This is a genomic window from Acidovorax sp. HMWF029 (assembly GCF_003060895.1).
GTDB lineage: Bacteria > Pseudomonadota > Gammaproteobacteria > Burkholderiales > Burkholderiaceae_C > Acidovorax.
This window is the reverse complement of sequence record NZ_QAIH01000209.1, coordinates 30494-45430: the sequence shown is the minus strand read 5'-3', so window position 1 is coordinate 45430 and position 14937 is coordinate 30494. Positions and strand designations below refer to the sequence as shown.

The 14937-nt window shown below is 61.2% G+C and carries 14 protein-coding genes and 1 tRNA gene; 7 read left to right on the top strand and 8 right to left on the bottom strand.

From position 1 onward, the window contains the following. Together DBR12_RS14725 and DBR12_RS14720 are read right to left on the bottom strand one after the other, a co-directional pair. On the bottom strand, nt 1-629 hold a 629-nt coding region (locus DBR12_RS14725; RefSeq protein WP_233244541.1), incomplete at its 3' end, for a branched-chain amino acid ABC transporter permease. 113 nt (nt 630-742) lie between these two features. After that, nucleotides 743-1930, bottom strand: coding sequence for an ABC transporter substrate-binding protein (locus DBR12_RS14720; RefSeq protein ID WP_108617944.1), 1188 nt, complete (start codon nt 1928-1930; stop codon nt 743-745). Nucleotides 1931-2771: 841 nt separating this feature from the next. Between DBR12_RS14720 and infA the strand changes: the two genes are divergently transcribed. From infA to DBR12_RS14705, 3 genes are all read left to right on the top strand, one after another. After that, nucleotides 2772-3023, top strand: a complete 252-nt coding sequence (gene infA, locus DBR12_RS14715; protein ID WP_015014402.1) for a translation initiation factor IF-1 — start codon at nt 2772-2774, stop codon at nt 3021-3023. 217 nt (nt 3024-3240) lie between these two features. Continuing rightward, nucleotides 3241-3317: transfer RNA gene (locus tag DBR12_RS14710), tRNA-Pro, on the top strand. Nucleotides 3318-3479: 162 nt separating this feature from the next. Continuing rightward, nucleotides 3480-4292 (top strand): DUF1624 domain-containing protein, encoded by an 813-nt coding sequence (locus tag DBR12_RS14705; protein ID WP_108617943.1) that lies wholly within the window; start codon nt 3480-3482, stop codon nt 4290-4292. Nucleotides 4293-4431: 139 nt separating this feature from the next. Here DBR12_RS14705 and DBR12_RS14700 read toward each other — a convergent pair whose 3' ends face one another. The 6 genes from DBR12_RS14700 to DBR12_RS14670 all read right to left on the bottom strand — a co-directional run bounded on the left by DBR12_RS14700 (nt 4432) and on the right by DBR12_RS14670 (nt 9242). Beyond that, nucleotides 4432-5217 (bottom strand): peptidylprolyl isomerase, encoded by a 786-nt coding sequence (locus tag DBR12_RS14700; RefSeq protein WP_108617942.1) that lies wholly within the window; start codon nt 5215-5217, stop codon nt 4432-4434. Between the two features lie 69 nt (nt 5218-5286). After that, nucleotides 5287-5553, bottom strand: a complete 267-nt coding sequence (locus DBR12_RS14695; protein ID WP_108617953.1) for a BolA family transcriptional regulator — start codon at nt 5551-5553, stop codon at nt 5287-5289. A gap of 15 nt (nt 5554-5568) precedes the next feature. Further along, entirely contained in the window at nt 5569-6108 is a 540-nt protein-coding gene (locus tag DBR12_RS14690; protein ID WP_108617941.1) for a septation protein A, read from the bottom strand. Nucleotides 6109-6131: 23 nt separating this feature from the next. Continuing rightward, the gene (gene msrB / locus DBR12_RS14685) at nt 6132-6545 is read right to left on the bottom strand and encodes a peptide-methionine (R)-S-oxide reductase MsrB (protein ID WP_063460517.1); all 414 of its coding nucleotides are present in this window, start codon (nt 6543-6545) and stop codon (nt 6132-6134) included. Next, nucleotides 6542-8026, bottom strand: a complete 1485-nt coding sequence (locus DBR12_RS14680) for a YdiU family protein (protein WP_108617940.1) — start codon at nt 8024-8026, stop codon at nt 6542-6544. Before DBR12_RS14680 ends, msrB begins: the two co-directional genes overlap by 4 nt. A gap of 529 nt (nt 8027-8555) precedes the next feature. Beyond that, a complete protein-coding gene (locus tag DBR12_RS14670) occupies nt 8556-9242 on the bottom strand; it encodes a Crp/Fnr family transcriptional regulator (protein WP_108617938.1) in 687 nt (228 codons plus the stop codon). A 280-nt stretch (nt 9243-9522) separates the two neighbouring features. Here DBR12_RS14670 and DBR12_RS14665 point away from each other — a divergent pair, with 280 nt between their 5' ends. The 4 genes from DBR12_RS14665 to DBR12_RS14650 all read left to right on the top strand — a co-directional run bounded on the left by DBR12_RS14665 (nt 9523) and on the right by DBR12_RS14650 (nt 14936). Beyond that, a complete protein-coding gene (locus tag DBR12_RS14665) occupies nt 9523-11166 on the top strand; it encodes a 3-(methylthio)propionyl-CoA ligase (RefSeq protein ID WP_108617937.1) in 1644 nt (547 codons plus the stop codon). Between the two features lie 186 nt (nt 11167-11352). Further along, nucleotides 11353-12585 (top strand): branched-chain amino acid ABC transporter substrate-binding protein, encoded by a 1233-nt coding sequence (locus tag DBR12_RS14660; protein ID WP_108617936.1) that lies wholly within the window; start codon nt 11353-11355, stop codon nt 12583-12585. 70 nt (nt 12586-12655) lie between these two features. After that, the gene (locus tag DBR12_RS14655; protein WP_063460510.1) at nt 12656-13609 is read left to right on the top strand and encodes a branched-chain amino acid ABC transporter permease; all 954 of its coding nucleotides are present in this window, start codon (nt 12656-12658) and stop codon (nt 13607-13609) included. Between the two features lie 4 nt (nt 13610-13613). Beyond that, the gene (locus tag DBR12_RS14650) at nt 13614-14936 is read left to right on the top strand and encodes a branched-chain amino acid ABC transporter permease (protein ID WP_108617935.1); all 1323 of its coding nucleotides are present in this window, start codon (nt 13614-13616) and stop codon (nt 14934-14936) included. Nucleotide 14937: the final 1 nt, after the last annotated feature.

Here is a 14937-nt window from a genome sequence, read left to right as displayed (position 1 = left end):
GCCACCATGCCCGCGACCGCCGCTAGGCCCACGCCCAGTGCAAAGACAATCGCATGGATCAGTTTGATGTTCACGCCCAGCGACTCGGCCATGTCGCGGTTGAAGGCTCCGGCGCGGATCTTCATGCCCAGGCGGGTCTTGGAGATCAGCAGGTACAAGGCCAGCGCCAGCGCAATGCACACGCCCGAGATGAACAGCCGGTAGACCGGGTAGGAGAGGGTATCGGTGAGTGGAATGGACCAGTCCAGCATTGCGGGGATCGGGACGCCGTGCACGTCGTCGCCCCATAGGATGGAGCGCAGTTCCTCAAAGATGTAGATGAGGCCGAAGGTCAGCAGCACTTGGTCCAGGTGGTCGCGATGGTAGAAATGGCGAAACAGCAGCCATTCCAGCGCTAGGCCAAACACCACTGCGAGCGCAGCCCCGCCGAGGATGGCCAGCGTCAGGCTGCCGAAATGCCCCGACAGCGAATACGCGAGATAAGCGCCCAGCATGTAGAAGCTGCCGTGCGCCAGGTTCACCACGCCCATGATCCCGAAGATCAGCGTGAGGCCAGCGGCCAGCATGAACAGCAGCAGCCCATACTGCACGCTGTTGAGCAACTGGATCAGGAAGGTTGCGAAGTCCATCGGGTGCCGTGGTTGGAGTGCAGAAGACCATGCTGCCCGGTGCGGACCCGGCAGCATGGCGCCCGGCATGGTGACCGGGCTGGTGAAAGGAGTGTGCGCCCGCGTGGAGCGGGTCAGCCCATCCTGCAGCCTGCGCCGCTGTCGGCCAGGGCCTTGGCGGCGATGCCGATCACCTTGTTCTCTTTGTTTTCAACGCGGCGCAGGTAGATGTCCTGCACGGGGTTGTGGGCCTTGCTCATGGTCCACTTGCCACGAGGGCTGTCGATGGTGGCGCTTTCCATGGCCTTGATGACAGCAGCCTTGGCACTGAGGTCGCCCTTGACGGCGTTCGCCCCTTGCACCAGCAGCAGACCCGTGTCGTAACCCTGCATCGCGTAGACGTCGGGCTGGCTGCGGAAGGCCTTGGCGTATTCCAGGCGGAACTGCTGGTTGCGCGGTGTGTCCAGCGAATCGCTGTAGTGCATGGTGGTGATGATGCCTTCAGCGGCGGGGCCCGCTGCGTCCAGAACGCCTTCGGTGAGAAAGCCCGAGCCATAGAGCGGAATCTTGTCCTTCAGGCCTGCGGCTGCATAGTCCTTGATGAATTTGGCAGCGCCGCCGCCCGCGAAGAAACAAGCCACGGCGTCGGGCTTGAGGGCGGCGATTTCGGTCAGCAGTGCCTGGAACTCCACATTGGGGAAGGGCAGGCCAAGCTCTTTCACAATGGTTCCACCCGCTGCGGTGTAACTTTGTTTGAACCCTTCAAAGGCCTCATCCCCGGCTGCGTACTTCCAGGTGATCCACACGGCCTTTTTGTGGCCTTTCTCGACCATGGCCTTGCCCAGCGCCAGAGTGGGCTGGGAGTTGGAGAATGAGGTGCGGAACACGTTGGGGGCGCACAGCGCGCGTGTTGCGGCATGCACGCCCGCGTTGGGGATCAGGTTGAGCACACCAGTGTCACGCGCCACCTTTTGGATGCCCATTTGCACGCCCGAATGCACGGTGCCTATCAGCACGTCCACCTTGTCGCGCTGCACCAGCTTGCTGGCATTCTCCACACCCTTACTGGGTTCGGACTCGTCGTCCACCTTGAACCACTCGATTTCACGGCCGCCAAGCTTGCCACCTTGCTGGTCGATGGCCAGGCGCACGCCGTTCTCTATGGCAACCCCCAGTTGGGCAAACGTGCCGGTGTAGGGCAGCATGAAGCCTACTCGCACCTTGCCGCTTTGTGCACGCACGATGGAGGGCAGCAGCAGCCCGGTGGATGCGGCGCCAACAAGGGCTGCGCTGCGGCTGATGACGAGGCGGCGGGTGGTCATGGGATTTGTCTCCTTTGTTTAGGCTTAAAGTAATTTACTCCAAGCACTCTTGGGTGAATACCTATGGGTTACCCGTACCGCTGAGCGAGAAACCGATGCCATGCGCGGTGCCAAGCGGCCGTCACAGGGTTTGTGCGTGGAGGCTTACTGGTGATTGGTGTCTCACTTGTGGCTACGCGTACCCGGCACCATTTAATGAATTAAAGTGCATGTTATTGTTTTGTGTGCAGTATAAATCGTGTTGTTTCTACTGTGGGCGGCTATTTGTAGCTCCAGTATCAGTAGTTTCGAGCATATGCAGGGGGCAGAGGTCGTAGCGGACGGGCTGTTTGGGAGTGGTTGACTCAGTCCACTGGACCCACCTGGTTCGGTGAGTTCGCGCTATCCAACGCACCTTGGTCTCGTCCTCCTTGCATCGTTCAAGGATGCGCACCGGCACATCCCCCGTCATGGGCTACGACGACCAGAATGGTTTGGCAGGTTTGACTTCACTGGCGGACTTTGTGTGGCTCTTGGTCATGGCCGTGGTCATGCCAGGGTAGCGATGAGCATGAGCTCACGGGTGCCGCATGGGTGCCAGGCTGTACGCCTGCCGCCGGGCGAGTTGCCCCATAGGCAACGGGGGGTACATCGCGGTACAATCGACAGGCTTAGCACAGTGCTCACGCCTGTCCACTGAAGCCGTCTCCCCCGGCCCTCTGCCTGATCTGCGCCCCGGGTGCAGCGACTCCCACCGCCCGCAATGCACCGTGTGTCGAGCTCCGACCGCGCCTTCGCTGCCATGGTGGATGCACAAGCTTCAGGCGCCGATCACAGAATATTTGTTTTGAAAAGATAGAACATGGCCAAAGAAGAACTCATTGAAATGCAAGGCTCCGTCACGGAAGTCTTGCCCGACTCGCGCTTTCGCGTGACGCTGGACAACGGTCACCAACTGATCGCCTACACGGGCGGCAAGATGCGCAAGCACCACATCCGCATCCTGGCGGGTGACAAGGTGTCTCTGGAAATGTCGCCCTACGACCTGACCAAGGGCCGCATCACCTTCCGCCACCTGGCTGGCCGTGGCCCTGGCCCCTCGAGCAGCCGCTGAGCGTTTGCCTGCCTGGCAGGTCACCCATTCATCTTTTTATTGGTCTTTTCAGCCTGAGGGGCTGATCCGTTTCTTGTAGTCATCTCGCACACACGCCGCTTAGCCAGTGGCGGCGGGGTTCCTGTTTTTGTTGGTCGCTTGCATTTTTCAAAAAAAATTGCGAAAACCAAGCGCCAAACTAAAAACTAGGAATTCGGCGGGTTAGAATACGAGCTGTCGGAGCGTAGCGCAGCCTGGTAGCGCATCTGCTTTGGGAGCAGAGGGTCGCGAGTTCGAATCCCGCCGCTCCGACCAATGTTTGAAGGCCTTGCAGCAAATGCTGCAAGGCCTTTTTTCTTGCCTGTTGCGGTGCGGGGCAAGTGAGTGACAGGGGCAAACGTCCTTACCATCGGGGCGTCCCGGATGGCGCCGAAGCCTGTGGCGCCTCCGTCCAATCGCCGCCTGATCGGTCACCCCATGAAACTTTCTCTGCCTGTCTCCCCGTCTTCTGCCTCAAGCCCGTGGACGGGCTCCCCGAACACCACTGGTCAGCGCTATGACGCGGTGGATGCCCTGCGAGGGGTGGCGATGGTGTGGATGACCGCCTTTCACTTCTGTTTTGACCTGGGCCATTTTGGTTTCTGGCCGCAGAACTTTCGCGTGGACCCGTTCTGGACCACGCAGCGCACCTTCATCGTGAGCCTTTTTCTATTCTGCGCTGGGCTGGGTCAGGCCATAGCGTGGCACCAGGGGCAGGGGTGGCAGCGTTTCGGGCGCCGCTGGACGCAGATCGCGGGCTGCGCGCTGTTGGTGACGCTGGGCTCGTTTGCCATGTTTCCGCAGAGCTTCATCTACTTCGGGGTTTTGCATGGCATGGCCGTGATGCTGCTCATTGCCCGGTGCACATCTGGCTGGGGGCGGTGGCTGTGGCTGGCGGGGCTGGTGGCTGTGGCCCTGCCCCCCCTGGCGCAGCATCTGCTGGCGGGCATTTGGGCGGAGGCGGCGCCCTGGTTCAACGGCCGGGCCCTCAACTGGCTGGGTCTGGTATCCCGCAAGCCTTTCACTGAAGACTATGTGCCTGTTTTCCCTTGGTTGGGCGTGATGTGGTGGGGGCTAGCTGCGGGCCAGTGGATGCTGGCTCGCCAGGCGGTGCTGCTGTCGCGGCCACTGCCCGGCATCGTTCGGCCCTTGTCGGTACTGGGGCGCTGGAGCCTGAGCTACTACATGCTTCACCAACCGGTGATGATTGGTCTGTTAATGGCGGTGGCCTGGTGGCTGGGCAGGTCGTAACCACCGACTGGCTCACGGAAAGAACATGCTGCTCTGCGGATGAATTGCCGGTAGTAGACCGTTTCCTGCGGGCATAAAAAAACGCGGCCTAGGCCGCGTTTTTTTTGGGGGCATCCCTGCGGATGCCGGTCTGGCCCGATTACTCGACCTTGGCCTTGGCGCGCAGGTCTTCCTGGAACTTTGCCAGTTTTTGCTGCTGCAGTTGTTGCGCCACTTGGGGCTTGACCTCTTCCAGCTTGGGCAGCTGGGCCTGGCGCACATCGTCCAGGCGGATCACGTGCCAGCCAAACTGGCTCTTCACGGGCGCATCGGTCATCTTGCCCTTTTCGAGCTTGACCAGGGCATCGGTGAACTCGCTCACGTAGCTGGCGGGGTTGGCCCAGTCCAGGTCGCCACCCTTGGCGCCGGAGCCTGGATCCTTGGACTGCTTCTTGGCGATGTCTTCGAACTTGGCGCCCTTCTTGATGGACGCGATGATGGCCTTGGCGTCGGCTTCCTTCTCCACCAAGATGTGGCTGGCCTTGTATTCCTTGCCGCCATTGGCTGCCACGAACTTGTCGTATTCGGCCTGGATTTCGGCGTCGGTCACCGGGTTGGTTTTCTGGTAGTCGGCGAACAGTTCGCGGATCAGGATGCTCTGGCGGGCCAGTTCCATCTGGGCCTTGTAGTCGGCCGAGGCTTCCAGGCCGCGCTTTTGGGCTTCCTGCATGAAAATTTCGCGGGCGATCACTTCTTCCTTGATCTGGCCTTCGATGTCTGGCGTCACCGGACGGCCCGAGCGTTCCACCTGCTGTTTGAGTGCCTCAACGCGCTCTTTCGGCACGGCCTTGCCGTTGACGATGGCCACGTTCTGGGCGGAAGCGGGCAGGGCCATCGTGCCCAGCACGGCGGCGGCCACGAGGCCGGACAGGAGCTGTTTCTTCATGCGAAATCCAAAATAAGAGAGGTTGTTTTGTGCCAGCTGAATTCCGGCAGTCTGCTATCTGAGGCCGGTTCAGAGAACTTCAATCGCAAGGGCGTGCACGCCTTGGTCAATAAATTCTTGCAGCGCATCATACACAAGGCGGTGCTGCGCCACCCGGGGCTTGCCTGTAAACAAAGGTGACGAGATCCGGACCCGGAAATGCGTGCCAAAACCGGTGCCGTTGGCCCCGGAGTGGCCCGCATGGGCCGCACTTTCGTCCAGCACTTCGAGGGCGGTGGGGGCCAGCCGCTGAGTAAGGACCTGGTGCATCTGCTGGGCAATGGAAAGGCGGGGCATGGTGGTCTCCATGGCTCAGGCAGCGGGCTCGTCGCCCTTGAGGTGCGGCGCAATGTAGACGCCCTGGCCGATCAGGAATACAAGCGGGAAGGCGTAGCCCCATAGCTTGAAGTCCACCCAGGCCTCGGTGCTGAAGTTGACCACCACATAAGCGTTGATGGCGGACATGAAGGCGCAGTAAACGATCCACGCTACATTGAGCCGCAGCCACACCCGGTCGGGCAGGTCCAGCTGGCTGCCCAGCAGCATCTTGAGGAAGTTTTTCTTCATCGCCCACAGGGCCACGGCCAGCGCGAGGGACATGGCGCCATAGAGCACCGTGGGTTTCCATTTGATGAACCGGTCGTCCTGCAAAACCAGCGTGAGCGTACCAAACAGCAAGATGAGCACCAGCGTGACCTTGTGCATGGTCTGCAGGCGGCGGTCGATGGCGTAGATCAGGCCCATCTGCACCACGGTGGCGGCCATGAGCACGGCTGTGCCCACATAGATGCCATAGAACTTGTAGGCCCCGAAAAACAGCAGGATGGGGAAGAAGTCGATCAGGATTTTCATGGAGTCGGGGACATTCTCGGCGGTCAGCCCTTGTCGGATTCGAAGTCGAGCGACGCGGAGTTCATGCAATAGCGCAGGCCGGTGGGTGCCGGGCCATCTTCAAACACGTGGCCCAGATGGGCCCCGCATTGTGCACACACCGTCTCTGTGCGGACCATGCCGTGGCTGCGATCCACGATTTCGGTGATGGCGCCAGGGATGGCCTGGGAGAAGCTGGGCCAGCCGCAGCCTGCGTCGAACTTGGTGTCCGAGTCAAACAGTTTGGCATCGCAGCAGATGCAGTGGTAGCTGCCATCGGCCCAATGGGTTTCGTACTTGCCGGTAAATGGGCGCTCGGTTGCGGCGTGGCGGGTGACCTGGAAGGCCACAGGCTCGGCGCCTTTTTCTCGCAGCACGGCTTGCCATTCGGCGTCGGTCTTCTGGATGGGATGGGTCATGATGAACAGCTGATCTCGATGGAAGACGCCCAGTCGGGCGGAAAGGCAGCGTAGGCGTCGTGCCCGGGGTGCTCGTCGAACGGGCGCTCCAGCAGCCGCTGCAGAGTTTGGAGTTCGCTGAAGTCGCCAAGTTTCGCCGCGCGGATGGCCTGCTCGCCCAAGTGGTTGCGCAGCACGAACTTAGGGTTGGTTTTGAGCATCAAATTGGCTGCTTCCGCCTGACTATTAATCATTTGCCGCTCTGAATATGATAGCAACCATGCATCGAAGGCCGCGCGATCGGTAAACAGGTCGCGCACCGGCTCGAAATCGCCGCTGCCCACGGCAAGCGAGAGCCGGCGCCAGAAGATGGTGTAGTCCACGCTATTTTTTGCGAGAAGCTGCAGGATGCCATCGATCAGCGGAGCATCCTGCTCGTGCACGGTGGTCAAGCCCAGCTTGGCGCGCATGCGGGCCATGAACTCCTGCGGGAACACCGCCTTGTAAGACTCCAGCGCCGCCTTGGCCAGTTCCTCGTCGCCGATCAGTGGCATCAGCGCCTGCGCAAGGCAGAACAGGTTCCAGTACGCCACATTGGGCTGGCGGTTGTAGGCATAGCGGCCTTGCGAATCACTGTGGTTGCACACATGGCCCGGCACGAAGGCGTCCAGAAACTGAAACGGGCCATAGTCGATTGTGAGGCCCAGGATGCTCATGTTGTCGGTATTCATCACCCCATGGCAAAAACCCACGGCTTGCCACTGCGCCATGAGGCGCGCGGTGCGCTCACTCACAGCCTGCAGCAGGGCGGCGTAGGCATTGCCGCCGAAATCCGTGGTGTCCCGGCATTCGGGGTAGTAGCGGTCGATGACGTAGTCGGCCAGCGCTTGCAGCGGGGCTTCCTGGCCGTTGGCAGCAAAGTGCTCGAAGTGGCCAAAGCGCACAAAACTGGGCGCCACGCGCGTGACCACGGCGGCGGTCTCGATCTCCTCGCGCCGCACGGGTGCGGGCGAGCCGGTGATGCACAGCGCGCGCGAGGTGGGGATGCCCAGACCGTGCATGGCCTCGCTGCACAGGAACTCGCGGATGCTGGAGCGCAGCACCGCGCGGCCATCGCCCATGCGGGAGTAGGGCGTGCGGCCCGCGCCCTTGAGCTGGACTTCGTGGCCGTTTGCCGTCTCGCCGAGCAGGATGGCCCGGCCGTCGCCCAGTTGCCCGGCCCACACCCCGAACTGGTGGCCGCTGTACACGCTGGCCAGGGGGCGCGAGCCCGCCAGCAGCGTGTTGCCGGTGAAGGCCTGCAGCGCTTCGTCACTGCCCAGCGTGGATGGGTCGAGTCCGATCAGCCGGGCCACATCGGGGCTGGTGCCCACCCAGTGGGGGGCGGGCAGCGGGGTCGGGCGCAGTTCGGTGTGGAAAGCGGGCCCCAGGTCTGCGAAGCGGTGGTTCCAGGCCAGTCCGAGGTCGGGGGCGGTTTCGCTTTGGTCGGCGCTCAGGTTCATGGTCCCAATTGTCTCGCACCGCTGATGGCACAAGGCGTGCAAGGCCATGGGGCGTTGCCGCTGCAGATTCTCAGGAGGTAGGCGCTGCTTCCGGCTCCGTCAGCAGCAGCGTTCGGAACTGCCCAGGCGGCAAGCCAAACCAGCGCTTGCAGGCGCGCAACAGGTTGCGAAGTACAACGGTGTGGCGCTGGCGCGAGCGACCAACGTTTTGGTGGTCACGGTCAACTAAGGGCTGGATGTGCTTGGCTTCTTCCAATGGCCCCAGCTGCACAGCGGCAGCCAAGCCGACACGGGCAACTATGCACTTCTGGGCAGCGTGCAGGAGCTGACCTGCAGGCCGCCATCGTCATGGCCTGCCAGTCGCGCCGCCTTGCGCCCTGCGCTGTGATGAAGGAGCGTGCGCGCCTTTGTGCACACCGGCTATCCGCAGCACGCATGCCCGGGCCAAGAGTGGCGGTCATGGCCGCGCAAGTTCATCTTTGATGCGTACCAGGGGGCCGCGCGCCTGATGCTGTTTCCCCATGTCCTTTCATGCTGCTGCCGTGGCTGTGAGGTATGCGCCGAGCGCCTCATCGTCCACGATGGCCACTTTGCCGAAGTCCAGTGACACGATGCCCCCTTCCTCCAGCGTGCGCAGCACGCGGTTCACTGTCTGGCGCGACAGGCCCACCAGCTGGCCCAGCTCGTCCTGTGTGAGGTTGAGCCTGCGCGTGCTGCGCCAGAACAAACGGCTCAAATACAGCGCGACGCGGTGCTCGGGCGACTGCGTGCGTCCGGCCTCGATAATGGTCATGGCCTGCCCGAGCCGCATGTTCAGGTGTTGCACCAGGAACTGGTTGAACGCCAGGCTGCTTTCGCGCAGCGTGGCAAACAGCGGCAGCGGCAGGCACAGCAGCGTGGTTGGCCGCAGCGCCACCACGTTGTATCTGCGTGGTTCTGGCTTCATGGCAGAGCCTTCGCCAAACCACTCTCCATCTGGTACGCCGATGAAGGCCGACGACCGCCCCTTGCCGGCCGGGCTCTGCAACATGACCAGGCCTGACAGAACCGCATGCCAGCCTTCAACCGCGCTGCCTGCGTGCATCATGACTGCGCCCTTGTCACCCTGCACGGAAAAAACCTCCTCGCGCAGGCGCTCCTTCAGCGCGTTTGGCACGCTGGAAAACCAGGGCTGGGCTGAAATGAAGCGCGGAGCAGGAGGAAGGGTGCTGAGCATGTGCGCGATTGTCGCTGCACGGTGGAGCAGGGTTCAGGGTTATCCCTTGGGCTTTGTCAATGGGACGACAGGTGTTGGCAGTCACAGCCGGTCAGCGCACACTGGCGACTTGCCTGCCGTGGAGAGCCGGTAGTCGTGTGCCAAAGCCGGTGGAAGGCTGCGCGGCGCCCGGTTGGCCGATGGAGATCAGTCGCCTGGTTGCATGACGTTGGAGACACCAGGGGCCAACGCTGCACGCTACCATGATCTTTCCCTTCACTACAACATTCAAGGAGTACCCATGCTGGGCCTGATGCAAAGTCAACCGTTGCTGATCTCGTCGTTGATCGAGTTCGCTGAACGCCACCATGGCGACGCCGAAATCGTCTCCCGGCGGGTAGAGGGTGACATTCATCGCTACACCTACCGCGATTTGGCGGCACGTGCACGCCGTCTGGCCAATGCACTCGATGATCTGCAACTGCAATTCAGCGACCGCGTGGCGACACTGGCCTGGAACGGGTACCGCCACATGGAGATGTACTTCGGCGTCTCCGGCTCGGGCCGCGTGCTGCACACTGTCAACCCGCGCCTGCACCCCGACCAGATTGCGTGGATCGTCAACCATGCCGAAGACCAGGTGCTGTGCTTTGATCTCACCTTCCTGCCCCTGGTGCAGGCCGTGCACGCCAAGTGCCCCACAGTGAAAAAGTGGGTGGCCCTGTGCGATGCTGACAAGCTGCCCGCAGACTCCGGCGTTCCAGGCCTCTCAAGCTATGAAGAGTGGATTGGTGCGTATTCGGCCGACTATTCTTGGCCCGAATTTGACGAGAACTCGGCGTCGAGCATGTGCTACACCAGTGGCACCACGGGCAACCCCAAAGCTGCGCTCTACAGCCACCGTTCGACCACGCTGCATGCCTATGCCGCCGCGCTTCCCGATGTCATGTGCCTCTCGGCCCGGGACTCTGTGTTGCCTGTGGTGCCCATGTTCCACGTCAATGCCTGGGGCATTCCTTACTCGGCCGCGCTCACGGGTTGCAAGCTCGTGTTCCCGGGGCCGGCGATGGATGGCAAGTCGATCTACGAATTGATCGAAGCGGAGAAGGTGAGTTACGCAGCGGGTGTGCCCACTGTGTGGCAGATGATGCTGGGCCACATGAAACCTGCGGGCCTGAAGTTCTCCACGCTGCGCCGCACGGTGATCGGCGGCTCGGCCTGCCCACCGGCCATGATCCACGCGTTCAAGGAGGACTACGGCGTGGAGGTGCTGCACGCTTGGGGCATGACCGAAATGAGCCCGCTGGGCACGTTGTGCACGCTCAAGAACAAGCATCTGGCGCTGTCCAAGGATGAGCAGATGAAGATCCTGCAAAAGCAGGGCCGTGCGATCTATGGCGTGGACATGAAGATCGTGGGTGGCGACGGCAATGAGCTGCCCTGGGACGGCAAGACCTATGGCGATCTGCTGGTCAAAGGGCCCTGGATCGTGGGCAGCTACTTCAAAGGCGAGGGCGGCAATCCCCTCGTCAAGGATGCGCAAGACCGGGGCTGGTTCCCCACGGGCGACGTGGCGACCATCGACGCAGACGGCTTCATGCAGATCACCGACCGCAGCAAGGACGTGATCAAGTCGGGTGGCGAGTGGATCAGCTCCATCGACATCGAGAACATCGCCATGGCGCATCCGGCGATTGCCATGGCAGCGTGTGTGGGCATGCCGCACCCCAAGTGGGACGAGCGCCCCATCGTGGCCGTGGTCAAGCGCCCGGGCACAGAAGTCACACGCGATGAGCTGCTGGCGTTTTACGAGGGCAAAACCGCCAAGTGGCAGATTCCGGATGACGTGGTTTTTGTCGATGCCATTCCGCTCGGTGCCACGGGCAAGATGCTCAAGACCAAACTGCGTGAGCAGCTCAAGGACTACAAGCTTCCGGGCCAGTAATCAGGGAGGGGCAATGCATGGGCGCGCATCGTATGCGCAGGCCTTTTTTGCACTGCCCCAGGCTGGTGCGCGCTCGGGGGAGCGCAGCGCCAGTCACGTGTGCGACGCTGGTAGGGGCAATCCCTGAGCATCGCTTTGTTGCAACGCGGTACGCTGCGTTGTGTCGATTCACTAGGAGACAAAACCATGAAATTTGCTATTAAGGCTGTAGCGGCATCGGTAATATTGGCAAGCGCTGGCGCGGCGTTCGCTCAAAAGGGTGAGACGGTGAAGATCGCGTGGCTGGACCCGCTGTCGGGCCTGATGGCAGCCGTAGGAACCAATCAGCTCAAGAGCTTCCAGTTCATCTCCGAAGAGTTCAACAAGAAGAACGCCGCAGGGGTCAAATTCGAGATCATCGGCATCGACAACAAGCTCAGCCCACAAGAGACCACCAGTGCACTGCGCTCGGCCATGGACCAAGGCGCGCGCTACGTGGTGCAGGGCAACGGCTCGGGCCCGGCGCTTGCCATCATCGACGCGCTGGAAAAGCACAACGCACGCAATCCCGGCAAGGAAGTCCTGTTCCTGAACTACGCTGCCGTGGATCCGGATCTCACCAACAGCAAGTGCAGCTACTGGCATTTCCGGCTGGATGCAGACACCTCCATGAAGATGGAGGCGCTGACGACCTACATGAAAGACTTGCCCGAGGTCAAGAAGGTCTACCTGATCAACCAGAACTACTCGCACGGCCATCAGGTCTCGAAGTTCGCCAAGGAAATGATGCAGCGTAAACGCCCTGATGTGCAGTTCGTCGGCGATGACTTGCACCCCCTGGCCCAGGTGCGCGACTTTGCCCCTTACATCGCCAAGATCAAGGCGTCGGGCGCCGACAGCGTGATCACCGGCAACTGGGGTTCGGACCTCGCGCTGTTGATCAAGGCGGCCAACGATGCAGGCCTGAATAACGTCAATTTCTACACCTACTATGGCTCCGTCACAGGTAGTCCGACGGCGATGGGGGCTGCGGCTGCGGGCCGCGTGTACATGGTGGCCTACGCCCACATGAACTTGCCGGGCGAGCTGAACAAGATCGTGGTGGACTACAAGAAGAAGTTCAACGACGACATGTACACAGGAGCTGTTTACCACGCGTTCACCATGCTGTCCGAAGGTTTTGCCAAGGCCAAGTCGACAGACCCTGTCAAGGTGGCTGCCGTGTTTGAAGGCATGAAGTTCAAGAGCTTCAATGGTGAAGTCGAGATGCGAAAGACGGACCACCAGCTGCAGCAAGGCCTGTTCATTTCCAAGTGGGAAAAGGCTAGCAGTAAGTACCCCATCGACTCCGAGAACACTGGCTACACCTTCGTGCCTGTGAAGTACTACGAGCCCTATGTGGCCAGCACGCCCACGTCGTGCCAGATGAAGCGTCCCTAAGCGCTGATCTGACTGCTTCGAGGCCCGAGCCACTCGGGCCTTTTTTTTCCCTCCGTGATGAAAAATTCCAATGAATCCTGAGTTTTTCGTGATCTCTTTGTTGAACGGCGTGAGCTACGGGCTCCTGCTGTTCATGCTGAGCTCCGGCCTTACGCTGATCTTCAGCATGATGGGCGTGCTCAACTTTGCACACACCAGTTTCTACATGCTGGGTGCTTACTTCGCCTTCACCATCTCAGGGGTGGTAGGTTTCTGGCCTGCGTTGGTGCTGGCGCCGCTGGCGGTGTTTGTGCTCGGGGCTGCGTTCGAGCGCTATGCCCTGCGACGCGTGCACAAGTTTGGCCATGTGCCCGAGCTGCTGGTCACCTTCGGGCTCTCGTACCTCATCCTGGAAGTAGTGCAGCTGGTATGGGGGCGCTCCACTGTGCCTTATGGCCTGCCTGAGCAACTGCAGGGGCCGCTGTTCTCGCTGTACGGCACACAGTTCCCCAAGTCGCGGTCGTTTGTGATGCTGGTGGCCCTTCTGATGCTGGTGTCCGTGTGGCTGCTGCTGACGCGCACGCGCATTGGCCTGGTGATCCAGGCTGCGCTCAAGTATCCCGAGATGGTGGAAGCGCTGGGCCACAACGTGCCGCGCGTTTTCATGCTGGTCTTTGGCGGTGGTGCTGCACTGGCGGGGCTTGCCGGTGTGATCGGTGGCAACACCTATGTGACTGAGCCAGCCATGGCTGCGTCAGTGGGTTCCATTATCTTTGTGGTGGTGGTGGTGGGGGGTATGGGGTCGCTGGCAGGGGCTTTTATCGCCTCACTGCTGATCGGTGTGGTGCAGACCTTCGCGGTGGCGCTCGACTACTCGCTGATCCACGTCTTCAAGGCAGTGGGGGTGGCGGTCACCGACCAGACCTTTGGTTATCCCTTGCTCAAGCTCACGATTTCCCAGGTCGCTCCGATCCTGCCCTACCTGTTTCTCGTGCTGATCCTGATCTTCCGCCCCAAGGGCCTGCTGGGCACGCGGGAGGACTGATGCCATGAATTCGATGACCAACACTGCTTCAAGCGCCACGGCGCATTACCGGTTCAAGCCCTGGAATGTCGGGCGGTTCGTTATTTGGTCGCTGTTTGCGATTGCCTTGATCATTGCGCCCATGCTGTTTCGCAGCAGCCTGGCGCTGACCATGCTCTCGCAGATCGGCTACCTCATCATCATCTGCCTGTCCTACAACATGCTGCTGGGTCAAGGGGGGATGCTGAGCTTCGGCCACGCGGTCTACACCGGCCTGGGTTCGTTCATCGCCATCCATGCGATGAACATGGCGGGCAAGGGCAGCTTCAACATTCCGCTGGTGCTCATTCCCATTGTGGGCGGTCTGGCGGGGGCGTTCTTTGCCATCCTGCTGGGTTTTGTCACGACCAAGAAGTCGGGCACCACGTTTGCCATGATCACGCTCGGTATTGGCGAGCTGGTGGCCTCCATGGCGCTGATGTTCCCCGAGTTCTTTGGGGGCGAAGGCGGCATCACTACCGACCGTGTCTATGGCCAGTCGTTCTTTGGCATCACCTTCGGTCCTGCCATTCAGGTGTACTACCTGATTGCCGTGTACTGCTTCGTGTGTACGGCGGCGATGTTTGCCTTTACCGGCACACCGTTGGGACGCATCCTGAACGCCGTGCGCGACAACCCCGAGCGTGTGGAGTTCATCGGATACAACACGCAGCGCGTGCGCTACTTCGCGTTCATCATTGCGGGCTTCTTTGCCGGGATCGGCGGTGGCCTGGCCACGATCAACTTCGAGATCGTGACGGGAGCCGATAGCCTCAACGTCGTTCGTTCAGGCGGATATCTGCTGTTCACCTTCCTGGGAGGGGCCACGTTCTTCTTCGGCCCCATCATTGGTGCGGTGCTGCTGGTGCTGGCTTCTGTGCTGTTGTCCGAGCTGTCCAAGGCCTGGCTGCTGTACCTGGGCCTGGTGTTCCTGTTCATGGTGATGTATGCGCCCGGCGGTGTGGCCAGCTTGATCATGATGAACCTGCGCCTGGCCAAATTCGGCAAGTTGCGCCAGCTCTGGACGTCGTACCTGGGTCTGGGCGGCACCGCCCTGGTGGGGGTGTTGGGCGCGGCCTGCATGATCGAGATGACCTACCACCTGCAGCTCAATGCAGCGCTCGGCTCTGAGTTGACGTTCCTGGGTGCAACGCTGAATGCCAAGGGTTTTGCCAGCTGGTTTGGTGCCATCTTTGTGATGGTTACGGGCTTTAGCCTCTTCGAGCTTTGCCGCCGCCAGTTTGTGCGCCAATGGGGCAAGATTCAGGAAGAAATAGAACATGAAATCAAGCGCGGGGAGGCGGTGTAAC

What these genes read in the sequence shown, in the direction of transcription:
- DBR12_RS14720 (WP_108617944.1), bottom strand. Translation starts at nt 1,930, where the DNA reads ATGACCACCCGCCGCCTCGTCATCAGCCGCAGCGCAGCCCTTGTTGGC.
- infA (WP_015014402.1), top strand. Translation starts at nt 2,772, where the DNA reads ATGGCCAAAGAAGAACTCATTGAAATGCAAGGCTCCGTCACGGAAGTC.
- DBR12_RS14705 (WP_108617943.1), top strand. Translation starts at nt 3,480, where the DNA reads ATGAAACTTTCTCTGCCTGTCTCCCCGTCTTCTGCCTCAAGCCCGTGG.
- DBR12_RS14700 (WP_108617942.1), bottom strand. Translation starts at nt 5,217, where the DNA reads ATGAAGAAACAGCTCCTGTCCGGCCTCGTGGCCGCCGCCGTGCTGGGC.
- DBR12_RS14695 (WP_108617953.1), bottom strand. Translation starts at nt 5,553, where the DNA reads ATGCCCCGCCTTTCCATTGCCCAGCAGATGCACCAGGTCCTTACTCAG.
- DBR12_RS14690 (WP_108617941.1), bottom strand. Translation starts at nt 6,108, where the DNA reads ATGAAAATCCTGATCGACTTCTTCCCCATCCTGCTGTTTTTCGGGGCC.
- msrB (WP_063460517.1), bottom strand. Translation starts at nt 6,545, where the DNA reads ATGACCCATCCCATCCAGAAGACCGACGCCGAATGGCAAGCCGTGCTG.
- DBR12_RS14680 (WP_108617940.1), bottom strand. Translation starts at nt 8,026, where the DNA reads ATGAACCTGAGCGCCGACCAAAGCGAAACCGCCCCCGACCTCGGACTG.
- DBR12_RS14670 (WP_108617938.1), bottom strand. Translation starts at nt 9,242, where the DNA reads ATGCTCAGCACCCTTCCTCCTGCTCCGCGCTTCATTTCAGCCCAGCCC.
- DBR12_RS14665 (WP_108617937.1), top strand. Translation starts at nt 9,523, where the DNA reads ATGCTGGGCCTGATGCAAAGTCAACCGTTGCTGATCTCGTCGTTGATC.
- DBR12_RS14660 (WP_108617936.1), top strand. Translation starts at nt 11,353, where the DNA reads ATGAAATTTGCTATTAAGGCTGTAGCGGCATCGGTAATATTGGCAAGC.
- DBR12_RS14655 (WP_063460510.1), top strand. Translation starts at nt 12,656, where the DNA reads ATGAATCCTGAGTTTTTCGTGATCTCTTTGTTGAACGGCGTGAGCTAC.
- DBR12_RS14650 (WP_108617935.1), top strand. Translation starts at nt 13,614, where the DNA reads ATGAATTCGATGACCAACACTGCTTCAAGCGCCACGGCGCATTACCGG.